The following is an 11,477-nucleotide window of genomic DNA, read 5'->3' as shown; positions in this document are numbered from 1 at the left end:
TGATGGGAATGGAGGAGAAGATACGCATAGGGTTTTACGCTCTAACATCATGCTACGGCTGTCAGCTCCAGTTCGCGATGATGGACGAGATACTCCATCTCCTTCTGAACGCTGAAATCGTGTGCTGGTACATGCTCGACAGAGACAGCGCCGAGGACGAGCCCGTTGACATAGCCTTCATAGAAGGGAGCGTCTCGACGGAGGAAGAGGTCGAGCTCGTGAAGAAGATACGCGAGAACGCTAAGATAGTGGTGGCCGTTGGGGCCTGCGCCATTCAGGGCGGTGTTCAGAGCTGGGCCAACGACAAGAGCCTTGAGGAGCTCTGGAAGACGGTTTACGGCGATGCAAAGGTAAAGTTCAAACCGAAGATGGCTGAGCCTGTGGAGAAGTACATAAAGGTCGACTACAAGCTCTATGGGTGCCCACCGGAGAAGAAGGACTTCCTCTACGCCCTCGGCACGTTCCTCATCGGCTCGTGGCCGGAGGACATAGACTACCCGGTCTGCCTCGAGTGCCGCCTCAGGGGCAACCCCTGCGTGCTCCTCGAGAGGGGCGAGCCTTGCCTCGGCCCGATAACAAGGGCAGGCTGTAACGCAAGGTGCCCGGCTTATAGTATTGCCTGCGTTGGCTGTAGAGGTGCCATTGGCTACGACGTTGCCTGGTTCGACTCGCTCGCGAGGGTATTCAAGGAGAAGGGACTTACCAAGGAAGAAATACTTAGGCGCATGAAGATATTCAACGCCCACAACCCGAAGCTGGAGGAGATTGTTAACAAGGTCTTTGAGGGGGTGAAAGAATGAAGAACCTCTATCTCCCGATTACCGTCGATCACATCGCACGCGTGGAAGGTAAGGGTGGCGTCGAGATAGTGATAGGAGACGAGGGTGTCAAGGAAGTCAAGCTTAACATCATCGAGGGGCCGCGCTTCTTTGAGGCGATAACGATAGGTAAGAAGCTCGAAGAGGCTTTGGCTGTCTATCCTAGGATATGCTCCTTCTGCTCCGCCGCTCACAAACTCACTGCCCTTGAAGCGGCCGAGAAAGCAGTGGGATTCAAGCCGAGGGAGGAGATTCAGGCCCTTAGGGAGATTCTCTACATTGGCGACATGATAGAGAGCCATGCCCTTCACCTCTACCTTCTCGTCCTGCCAGATTACCTCGGCTACTCAAGCCCGCTCAATATGGTGGAGAAGTACAAGAAAGAAATCGAAATAGCACTCAAGCTCAAGAACCTTGGCTCTTGGATAATGGACGTCCTGGGGAGCAGAGCCATCCACCAGGAGAACGCCATCCTGGGTGGCTTCGGCAAGCTCCCGGACAAGAGCACGCTTGAGAATATGAAGAGGAAGCTGAAGGAGGCCCTGCCTCTGGCGGAATACACCTTCGAGCTGTTCGCCAAGCTGGAGCAGTATAGCGAGGTCGAAGGCCCGATAACTCACATGGCCGTCAAGCCGAGAAACGGGGTTTACGGAATTTACGGCGACACCATAAGCGTCAGCGACGGCTTCGAGTTCCCGGTAGAAGAGTACAAGAAGCACATTGTTGAGCGCGTTGTGGAGCACAGCTTCGCTAAGCACAGCTTATACAACGGCGAGAGCCCCTTCATGGTGGGCGCAATATCGAGGATTGTCAACAACGTCGACCTGCTCTATGGAAGGGCCAAGGAGCTCTACGAGGCCCACAGAGAGCTGCTCAGATCAACCAACCCCTTCGCCAACAACCTCGCCCAGGCCCTTGAGCTTGTGTACTTCACGGAGAGGGCCATTGACCTCGTTGACGAGGTCCTCGTCAAGTGGCCGGTAAGACCGAGGGACGAGGTGGAAATAAGGAACGGCTTCGGCGTCAGCATAACCGAGGCTCCGAGGGGCCTCCTCGTCTACGCCCTGAAGGTGGAAGACGGCAGGATTGCCTACGCGGACATAATAACGCCAACAGCTATGAACCTGGCGATGATGGAGGTCCACGTCAGGATGATGGCGGAGAAACATTACAGAGATGACCCAGAGAGGCTGAAATTCCTGGCGGAGATGGTCGTGAGAGCTTACGATCCATGCATCTCTTGTTCAGTTCATGTGGTCAGGCTTTAGTCTTCTCTTGATTTTTTAAGAAAAAATAATGTAAGGCTGATGGGAAGGATTGTTAGGTTCTTCTAAGTGCTGAATATTTACGAAGATCCTCATTTATATCACAGTAGCGGAGTTTTTCTCTTAAGGATGTATTTTAGCACATTATGTTTTGAATCTTCATCAACAGCAACAACCGGGTCGTCAAGAACGTATTATCTCAGCATTAACTAGCAGAGTCGAAGCCAGTTGAACCCTTCTTATAGTTCCCTGGGAGAGTTCTCCAAGCTTTCTTTTTGGGTTTAGGACTCCAACAGATTCAAGTGCTCTTGTTATTCCATCTTTATCAACATTCGCTCCATAAAGACTTGTGATGGCTTTCAAGTACTCCTCCGCTCTTACCTTGATGGGAACATGGATTTCTTCAGGAAGGAAAAATATTTTGCCTTTAACTTTCTCTATGGGAATTCCATCATATAATATTTCCCCCCTAAGAGGTTTTAGATACGTCGAGATAGTTTTTAAGAGCGTAGTCTTTCCTATCCCATTTGGACCATAGAAATTTATACCCTCTCCTCTTTCTACAACAATTGTTATTCCTTTAAGAATCGGGTCAGTATAGCCGACGCTTAAATTTTTTATTTCAAGCCTCATTTTAATCCCTCCAAAATTCCTACGATTCCAGAAATAGATACCAAAAGGAACGGAATTGCTACGATACCATTTCCCATGCCAAGCAATAATATTCCTATAACAAATGGGGATACAAACCCAAGAATCCAGCCGCATAAACCTCTAATTGAAGAAACTTCTACTGTTGGTTCCCATACAAACATAAACCTTTTGAAGTCCATCTTCACTGTTATGGGGGACATTATGGGGAGATATTGAAAAATTTCATGAACATATATTGCTCCCGCGAGAGGTAGCATTACATTTTTTATTACAAATTTAATGTAGCAATGGGCGTATTTCCCCTTTACTATTGCAACAATAAGGAGACTAATTCCAAATACAAAAGTCATAAGAAATGCCACGTATATACTCACCATCTTTATGAAGTTCAAAAATTGTTTAAGCATTTTTTCTCACCCCTTCTAGTTTGATCCTTACAATGTATGCGAGCGGAGAAAGGGCAATTACTAGGGGAATTGTCCATATACTAATCTGGGTTATGGGCCAAAAGAATGGCATGCTTATTAAAAGAAGATAAATCCACAAGAATCCATTCCTTTCAAAATTCGGCAACGTTAGGGACAATATAAGTCTACTCAAGGCTAATATGAAAACTAGCCGATACAAGCTTTTTAGAAACAACTTTTCGAAAATAGCCAAAGAGTAAAACACTAATGGCACTATCAATGATGTCAAAAAGAGTGTCGTTTCTTTAATTAATCTCCTACGATAATTTTCGGGCCTTAGATAATGAAGGTAAGTTATGTGAGAATCTATGTAGCTATCACCAACAAGGAATAAGGGCCAAATCAACGAAACTCCTATACATAAACCGCCCATTGAACTTGCAAGTTTAGTTATGCTCTCATACCTCTGTGGATCTGACAGTAGAGCTAAGGTTGCTGGAGCCTTAAACGCCCAAAATCCACAAGCAAATGACACCCCTTGCATTTTTAAGTACTCAGCTATGATTATGTAAACTATAGAGAGGACAATAGCGACTCCTCTGACTTCAAAAGAAATCGTGGAAATATAGTTGCCTTTAATTAAATAAACTCCTACCAGCTTATCTTTTAAAATATGGGCGAGTAAGAATGCGATTGCCAGGAGGATGTATCCTATCAAAGTAGCCTTCCGTCCTGCTGTCGCTAAGAGACCGAGGACGAAAGCTGTTCCTTTAATTCTAGGTGATATAGATAAGGGAAGAGATGACAATGCAATGAATGTAGTTAGGTTAGATATCAAGAAACCCGGATAGGCATAGGAAAAACTCAGGATGACTGGTAGGTTTATGGCTATAGATGTGAGTAATGCAACGGCATCTGTATTGGGTTTATAGTTAAATATCATTCCAATTCGCTTTGGATCAAAAGAACGGGAGAAAAGGAATACTAAGATTCCCATAAGGACAAAAATTGTTGGATCTTCAATTATTTTATTTTTGAGGTACACCGCAAAGAACATGCACGGGATAATTCCCGCTAGGTATCTCATATCTCTTAAAACTATCAGCATATGGTACTTTATCATCTCAAGAATTCTCATCCTTATATCCCCCTAAATCTCCTAAGAAGATATACTGAACTCACAAACCCTAAAAGGAAACATAGTGCTACTGAAATAGGCGTCATTTTTACTGAGACGTAATATGGAGCTGTTCTCGCCTCAAATAAGATGCCCTGGCCAGGAGGTACTTTCTCTGTTATCCAAATGAATGTCGCTAGTAGGTAGGGGATTAGAATAATAAATGCCAGGCCAAGAGGTACCGTCGATACCAAAGCTAGAACAATGAAAAGTACTTTCCTAGACGTTACCATACAGACTCACCTCTTATCGCCGTTGGAAGAGAAGGGTCTGTGGGATTATCCGGCATGCACTCGCAGAGGCATCGAATGGTAGCTTCAGGAGGATCTACTCTCGTTAACGGTCCACAGTCAGACATTATACCTCCACCTTCCCTACACATTATTGGGCAATCCTCACGATACTCGTAACATCTATTTGACCAGTATGTGGCTGTTATTAAGGTTGCAAATACTATGAATATAACAATCCACACAACTCCATAATATTTTTGTCTTCCACTCACAAGTTACCACCACATAATTATTGTAGTTATTAATTATAAAATTTTCGGCATGTTTAAAAGGAAATAATGGAATTATCTTTTTAGTACGTGAAGTGTTAAAAATTGTGAGAGCCGATATAGAAGGCAAAAGTAGTTGCCGGAGCCTTGAACGGCGAGATTTGAGAAGAAATCAGGAAGAAAGATATTTGTGGATGGTTTTTGCGGCTTTTTTACCATCGCCCATTGCCAGAATTACTGTCGCTTCTCCTCTAATAGCGTCGCCACCCGCAAAAACGCCCGGAATACTCGTCATGAGATTATCATCCACCACTATCCTGCCCTTTTCATCAACCTTCAGGTTCGGAACCGTCTCGAGGAACGTCCTGTTGGGCGTTTGGCCGATTGCTATTATGGCTGTGTCGAACTCCGCGATGAAGGTCTCGCCCGTCGGGACCGGCTTCCTCCTCCCCGTTTCGTCCGGTTCACCAAGCTCCATCTTTTCCAGCTCTATTGCCTTGAGATTCCCATTCTCGTCCCCTATGAAGCGCTTGGGCGAGACGAGGAACATGAACTTAACGCCCTCCTCCTCGGCGTGCTTTATCTCTTCCTCGCGAGCCGTCATCTCCTTCCTCGTCCTGCGGTAGAGTACCCAGACTTCAGCTCCAGGCCTGAGGGCGGAGCGGGCGGCATCCATGGCTGTATTGCCACCACCTATGACGGCCACCCTCCTCCCAACCTTTATGGGCGTGTCATACTCGGGGAACTTGTAAGCCTTCATAAGATTAATCCTAGTTAAAAACTCGTTGGCCGAATAGATGCCGTTGAGGTTGACGCCCGGCCAGGGGTAAATGCGCGGTGTTCCGGCACCCGTCCCTATGAATATTGCATCGAACTCCTCGCGGAGCTCCTCGAAGGTTATCGTCTTGCCCACGAGGACGTTCGTCTCTATCTTCACCCCAAGCTTCTTTACCTTCTCGAGTTCTTTTTTTACGATCTCTTTTGGTAGTCTGAATTCTGGTATGCCGTAAGTTAGGACGCCTCCGGGTTCGTGGAGGGCTTCGAAGATTGTAACTTCGTAGCCCATTTTGGCGAGTTCAGCGGCGCAAGTTAAGCCTGCAGGCCCAGCACCAACAACCGCAACTTTCTTCCCATTCCCCCTTATATTCGGGACGACCTCCATGAGCAGTTCATCCTCTATTCCATGCTCCCTCGCGTAGTCCGCAACGAAACGCTCCAGCTTTCCAATGTTTATTGGATCCCCAACCTTACCCACTACACACACGCCCTCACACTGCTCCTCTTGCGGACAAACCCTCCCAGTAATTGCGGGCAAAGCGTTGTTAGCCCGGATTATCCCCAAAGCTTCCTTCACAGCCTTGCGCGGGTTCTCCTTGTTCACCCTCAACGCCCTAATAAAGCCAGGTATGTCTATTTGAACTGGGCATCCTTTTATGCACGGCGCATATTCTTTTGGGCATTGTAAGCATCTCTCAGCCTCTTTGAGAGCAAGCTCGAAGGTATAACCAAGATTAACCTCATTAAAATCCCTAACCCTCTCCTCAACAGACCTCTCAGGAGTAGGAACCCTCCCCCTAATGAGCTTCGGCAATTAGACCACCCCCCTAGACATAAGCCCCGCCATGTAAAGCTCCATTGCCTTCCTCTCCATATCGGCGTAGAACCCTACCCTGTGGATGAGTTCATCCCAATCAACCTGATAGGCATCGAATTCTGGTCCGTCCACGCAGGCGAACTTGATCTGACCCCCCACGGTAACACGACAAGCACCACACATACCACTACCATCAACCATTATCGGATGGAGATCAACACGCATGGGAATTCCAAACTCCTTCACGATTCCAAAGACAGCCTTCTGGTCCCCAACGGGACCGACCATGAAGACAAGGTCGTAGTCCTCCTTCTCCAGCATCTCCCTGACCTTCTCGGTGAGCCTTTTCGTGACGTTCCTCATGTTTTCCTTAAGGTCAAGGTTCGGGTCGAGAGGGACGGGCTCCACTATGTGCCTCGAGACGGCCCTCTCCAGGTGGTCCTTGAGGATGATCATTGGCTCGAAGGTTACGTGGAGCGTCGTAACGTCGTTGCCTATCTTTTGCCAAGCACGGGCTATGGGATAGACCTCGACTATCCCGGTGTAGGCCCCTATGGCGAGAACCTTCCCAAACCTCTCCATCGGCGCTGGATTTCCTAGGGGTCCGACGACATCGGGAAGGTAGTCCCCTTCTTTCATTTCCATAGCCATCCTCATCGTTGTCTTGCCCCTGGTGAAAACTATCAAGACTATCCATCCCTCATCCCTGTCCCACATGACTGGAGTTAACGGGATTCTTTCCCCATTCTCGAAAGCCCTTACAATGACGAACTGGCCGGCTTGAACTTTTTTGGCCACGTGAGGTGCATGGATCTTGTACCATGTGTTCCTCATAGCGATTTCCCGTTTCTCGAGGATCTTGTACACGATGAACACCTCCGTCCATACGCCCATTTTTGAACGTGACCATTGGAAATGAACGTTAGGTGTTTATAAACTTATTGTAAACCTTTGGTTTAAGCAAGGGGCAAGACCTTTAAAATGGGTTGAGAACTCCGGTCAGCTATGGCCAAGGTACACATAGAGAACTATGGATGTGCCAGGAACAGGGCAGATGGGGAATTCATGGCTGGAATACTAATGCTCGCAGGACACGAGATAGTGGATACTATCGAGGAGGCTGAGTACGTCGTCGTGAACACTTGCGCCGTCAAGGATCCAACGGAAGTAAAGATGGCCCGCAGGATTAGGGAGCTCCTCGACGCCGGAAAGAAGGTAATAGTGACCGGGTGCCTGCCCCATGTAAACCCCTCCGTCATAGACGAAAGGGCATCTGCCGTTCTCGGAGTCAAAAGCATAGACAGGATAGCCTATGCAATTGAGACGGCAGAGAGGGGGGAGAAGATCATAAGCGTGCCTGACTGGAGGAAGAGAAACCTAGACAAGCTTACCCTTCCCCGGCTCCCTACCTCCGGCATCAGCTTCGTGGTGCCCATAGCCGAAGGATGCCTAAACGCCTGCACCTACTGTGCCACACGTCTCGCCCGCGGCGTTCTCAAGAGCTACAGGCCGGAGCTCATCGTGAATTGGGTCAAGTGGGCCATCGAGAGGGGCTACAGGGAGATATGGTTGTCTGCGGAGGACACCGGGTGCTACGGCTTCGACATAGGCACGAACCTCGCGGAGCTCCTAGACGAGATAACGGCCATAGATGGGGAGTTCAGAATTAGAGTTGGCATGATGAACCCCAACCACGTCATCAAGTTTCTCGATGAGCTCATCGAGGCATATCAGGACGAGAAAATCTACAAATTCCTGCATCTCCCCGTCCAGAGCGGCGACAACGAGATACTCAGACGCATGGGCCGAACCTACACCGTCGAGGAGTTCGAGGAGATAGTTGCTGAGTTCAGGAGGGCCTTCCCTGACCTCAACCTCCACACGGACGTCATAGTGGGATTCCCTGGCGAGGACGAGGAGGCGTTCCAGCGAACCGTGGCCCTAATAGAGAGGATTAGGCCTGACAAGGTTAACGTCTCCCGCTACTCGCCGAGACCCGGGACCGTGGCCGCCAAGTGGAAACAACTACCAGGCTGGATCATTAAAGAGCGCTCCCGCCTTCTCCACCACCTCCGCCTGAGGATAAGCTACGAGATCAACATGGAGTACATCGGGAAAAGACTCAAAGTGCTCGTTCACGGGCCAGGGAAGAAGGGCAACATAGACGCCGTTACGATGAACTACAAGCACATAATCCTGCCGTCAGGGGACGCAGGCGAATTTGCAGACGTAGAGGTCAAGGGGGCAACGGCGACGTATCTCCTTGGCGAACGACTTCACGAAGATTTTTAATCTCCGGTGCGAAGTTTTCTCTGGTGGGTGAGGATGGTTAAGAGGCTCCAAGCTCATAGTGTGAAGATCAGGACGTTCATCCACGCCACCGAGGATCCGGAAAAAGTGCTCGAGGCACTTGAGACGCTGTTTCCCGATGATGTATCACCAAAGGATGTAGAGTTCGAAGTAATAGAGACGGAGGGTTACTTTGGGAACCCCATCCTTGTTGTGGACGCGGAGCTCAGGAGGAGCAAGAACGTTAGAAAGTTCCTCGAGAATCTCAAGAAGCTTCTGAGCGAAGAGGACAAGGCCTATCTGGTAGAGCACGCTGAGGAGAAGGTCGATGAGACAGGCACCTTCTACATCCGCTTCGACAAGCAAAAGGCCTACCTGGGCGAGGTGAAGGTCACGGAAGGAGAAGACGTTATTCACGTGAGGATAAAGGTGAAGGCGTTCCCTATGAAGAAGGAAAGTGTTGTCAAGGCCGTTCGGGAGTGGCTCTCTGATGAAGATGGTTGAAATGGACGTGAGAAGCGAGGATGCCTACGAGCTCGCGAGGAAGTGGTTCGACGAGGTAGTCTTCACGATGGAGCTCTCCCTGAAGGAAGAGCCAGACATTGGCGAGCTGAAAGAAAGGGTTAGAGAGCTCAGGGGGGAATACGGGAAGATTGCTCTTCTTGTAATCACCGAAAGGCCATCCCTGATAAAAACGCTCAGACAACGGATAGGAAAGGTTCTCCTTTACGTTCAAGGGGGCAACCTCCGGGTGGTCAGATATGCCATCGAGACTGGGGTGGACGCCATCATAGGACCCTGGCTGGGGAGAAGAGATCCGGGCTTCGACCACGTCCTCGCGCGGCTGGCGGCCAAGAAAGGTGTTGCGGTGGGCTTTCCCATGGGGCCCCTCCTGAGGGCTTCCCCATACGAGAGAGCCACGATGCTCAAATTTATGGCCCGAGTCTGGAGACTCGTGGACAAGTACGGTGTCCCACGCTTCCTCACGAGCTCCGCCGGGAACAGATGGGAGGTGAGAGGACCCCGGGAGCTTATGAGCCTTGGCATCGCCCTTGGCATGGATCCGGCGCAGGCAAAGGCCTCCCTATCATTTTACCCCCTCAGCCTCCTGGAAAGGCTTAAATAATATTACCTCCCGATAATAACAGGCTAACAACCAGCGGGGTGGAGGGGTTGGACGTAAATCTCCTCATGGCAGACCCGGAGGAACTTGAGAAGGTTGGATACAAGAAGCTTAGCGAGGGTAAAATCAAAGAGGCTGTGAAGCTTTTGCTGAGAGCTGCGAAGGGTTATGAGGACAGAGGATATGTGATAAAGGCGGCGACCATATATAAGGACCTTGGCCTCATACTCAAGGAGAGGCTCGGGCTTGAGGAGAGGGCAAGACCCCTCATGCTGAAGGCGGCATACCTGTATCTTCGCCTGATTGAGGAGGAAATTGACAGGCCAGAAGTCAATTTGGAAAGGCTGGGGGACTTCTGCCTGAACGTCATAGAGGCCTTCACATTTCTTAAGGAAGAGGAGAGCCTGAAAAAGTACACATTTGAATTCGCCCAGATGTACGAAGACCTCGGAGCGAGCTACGTGGAGGCCGGCGACTTTGACTCAGCGATAGCCGCATACGAGTCCGCCTACCGGTATTACGAGCTGATAAACGACCAAGATCACATGAAGGAGGTCGCTAGCAAACTCGTTGATATATACGGAAGGATAGCCGAGGATGCCCTTTCGGAAGGAAATCACGAGGCGGCCGCAGAGGCCTTCCAAAAGGTTGCTAACTACATAAAGAGCATATTTGGCTACGACGAGAGATTCAGGGAGCTCGTGGAGACGGCAGGCCAGCACTACGAAAAGGCTAGCAAGCTCGCCTACGCGGAGGGAGACCTAGATGGGATGACGACCCTCCTCCTGAAGGCCCAGTATGCCTACCTACTAGCCGGAAACTTGAATAGGGCAAACCTCATAGGGATAAACCTCATAAAGATGCTTAATCAAATCATTGGAGACTACAGAAGCCAGGGCAAGTTTGAGCTCGTGGGGGAGAAGTTAATGCAGCTCGCTGAAGCCTTAGTAGCCCTGGGCAAGCTTGAGGATGGTTTGAGGATCTACAGACAGGCTCTAGAGGAGAGCGGCGGAAGGGTTGACTTCAGGGCCAGGATAAGAATGAGCATAATCCGATACTTCGCAGCAAAGAACTATGATCTCCGCCTTTTGAAGGCCCTTGACGCCATAGACTTTCTAGTAAGGCATGCGAAGTTCATTGAAGCCATCGAGACCGCCGAAAAAGTTATCAAAAGCAAAGAAGAGGGAGATAAAATTCTCCAGGCAATCTATGAGGCAGAGGGCATATCTGCGGAATGAAGAGCTCTCACGTAAACCCTTCTCCTCGTGTCTCCGAGCAGAAAGACCTCCCTGACGAGCCCAGAGCCTTTCAGAATCTTTAGAGCATGTCTGACGGTTCTCTCGGAGAGGTTTGTCAGCTGAGCTATCTCTCTAGAAGACCTGGGCCTATCAAGGACCTGAAGAACCTCTCTGGCTGACCGTGGGAGCTTGGCAAACTCCATCCCCCCTCATGAGAAACACCCGGGGAGGGTACATAGGGGGCACTAAAAAATCTTTCCATAGCGGCAATGGTGGGCCCGCGGGGATTCGAACCCCGGACCTCCGCCTTGTAAGGGCGGCGTCATAACCAGTCTAGACCACGGGCCCCCTTTCGTTGGGAGGGGGTGAAAATTATAAATCTTTCGGGAAACTCCGGTTGGGATGATGAG

The 11,477-nt window shown here is 49.6% G+C and carries 12 protein-coding genes and 1 tRNA gene; 6 read left to right on the top strand and 7 right to left on the bottom strand.

Annotated elements, in window-relative coordinates:
* Positions 1-8: 8 nt before the first annotated feature.
* Together hydD and hydA are read left to right on the top strand one after the other, a co-directional pair.
* On the top strand, positions 9-800 hold the full coding sequence (gene hydD, locus PYCH_RS04100; protein ID WP_013905580.1) for an NADPH-dependent hydrogenase/sulfhydrogenase 1 subunit delta: 792 nt from the start codon (positions 9-11) through the stop codon (positions 798-800).
* Positions 797-2,086 carry an NADPH-dependent hydrogenase/sulfhydrogenase 1 subunit alpha gene (hydA, locus tag PYCH_RS04095; RefSeq protein ID WP_013905579.1) on the top strand — a complete coding sequence of 430 codons (1,290 nt, stop codon included), beginning with the start codon at positions 797-799 and terminating at the stop codon, positions 2,084-2,086. The genes hydD and hydA overlap by 4 nt, the downstream gene beginning before the upstream one ends.
* A 180-nt stretch (positions 2,087-2,266) precedes the next feature.
* Here hydA and PYCH_RS04090 read toward each other — a convergent pair whose 3' ends face one another.
* From PYCH_RS04090 to PYCH_RS04065, 5 genes are all read right to left on the bottom strand, one after another.
* Entirely contained in the window at positions 2,267-2,716 is a 450-nt protein-coding gene (locus tag PYCH_RS04090) for an ABC transporter ATP-binding protein (RefSeq protein ID WP_013905578.1), read from the bottom strand.
* Positions 2,713-3,114 carry a hypothetical protein gene (locus PYCH_RS04085; RefSeq protein WP_237698691.1) on the bottom strand — a complete coding sequence of 134 codons (402 nt, stop codon included), beginning with the start codon at positions 3,112-3,114 and terminating at the stop codon, positions 2,713-2,715. The genes PYCH_RS04090 and PYCH_RS04085 overlap by 4 nt, the downstream gene beginning before the upstream one ends.
* Positions 3,115-3,136: 22 nt before the next feature.
* A complete protein-coding gene (locus PYCH_RS04080) occupies positions 3,137-4,282 on the bottom strand; it encodes a hypothetical protein (protein WP_013905576.1) in 1,146 nt (381 codons plus the stop codon).
* Between the two features lie 713 nt (positions 4,283-4,995).
* Positions 4,996-6,414, bottom strand: coding sequence for an NADPH-dependent glutamate synthase (gltA, locus tag PYCH_RS04070; RefSeq protein ID WP_013905575.1), 1,419 nt, complete (start codon positions 6,412-6,414; stop codon positions 4,996-4,998).
* Positions 6,415-7,284 (bottom strand): sulfide/dihydroorotate dehydrogenase-like FAD/NAD-binding protein, encoded by an 870-nt coding sequence (locus tag PYCH_RS04065; protein WP_013905574.1) that lies wholly within the window; start codon positions 7,282-7,284, stop codon positions 6,415-6,417.
* 138 nt (positions 7,285-7,422) lie between these two features.
* On the opposite strand from PYCH_RS04065, the gene PYCH_RS04060 reads away from it, so the two are divergent.
* From PYCH_RS04060 to PYCH_RS04045, 4 genes are read left to right on the top strand one after another with little or no spacing between them, the layout of a single operon-like run.
* Positions 7,423-8,709 (top strand): tRNA (N(6)-L-threonylcarbamoyladenosine(37)-C(2))-methylthiotransferase, encoded by a 1,287-nt coding sequence (locus PYCH_RS04060; RefSeq protein ID WP_013905573.1) that lies wholly within the window; start codon positions 7,423-7,425, stop codon positions 8,707-8,709.
* Positions 8,710-8,742: 33 nt separating this feature from the next.
* Positions 8,743-9,210, top strand: a complete 468-nt coding sequence (locus PYCH_RS04055; protein WP_013905572.1) for an RNA-binding protein — start codon at positions 8,743-8,745, stop codon at positions 9,208-9,210.
* Positions 9,197-9,832 (top strand): Ribonuclease P protein component 3, encoded by a 636-nt coding sequence (locus PYCH_RS04050; protein WP_013905571.1) that lies wholly within the window; start codon positions 9,197-9,199, stop codon positions 9,830-9,832. The genes PYCH_RS04055 and PYCH_RS04050 overlap by 14 nt, the downstream gene beginning before the upstream one ends.
* Positions 9,833-9,870: 38 nt before the next feature.
* Positions 9,871-11,067, top strand: coding sequence for a soluble NSF attachment family protein (locus tag PYCH_RS04045; RefSeq protein WP_237698690.1), 1,197 nt, complete (start codon positions 9,871-9,873; stop codon positions 11,065-11,067).
* Here PYCH_RS04045 and PYCH_RS04040 read toward each other — a convergent pair.
* Both PYCH_RS04040 and PYCH_RS04035 read right to left on the bottom strand, forming a co-directional pair.
* On the bottom strand, positions 11,037-11,270 hold the full coding sequence (locus PYCH_RS04040; RefSeq protein ID WP_013905569.1) for a helix-turn-helix domain-containing protein: 234 nt from the start codon (positions 11,268-11,270) through the stop codon (positions 11,037-11,039). The two genes, PYCH_RS04045 and PYCH_RS04040, sit on opposite strands and share 31 nt — an antisense overlap.
* A gap of 67 nt (positions 11,271-11,337) precedes the next feature.
* Positions 11,338-11,415, bottom strand: a tRNA-Val gene (locus PYCH_RS04035).
* Between the last annotated feature and the right edge of the window lie 62 nt (positions 11,416-11,477).

Origin of the sequence: Pyrococcus yayanosii CH1, from assembly GCF_000215995.1 — an archaeon.
GTDB lineage: Archaea > Methanobacteriota_B > Thermococci > Thermococcales > Thermococcaceae > Pyrococcus > Pyrococcus yayanosii.
Note: the sequence above shows the minus strand (reverse complement) of the source record. Positions and strands in the feature narration are given on the sequence as shown.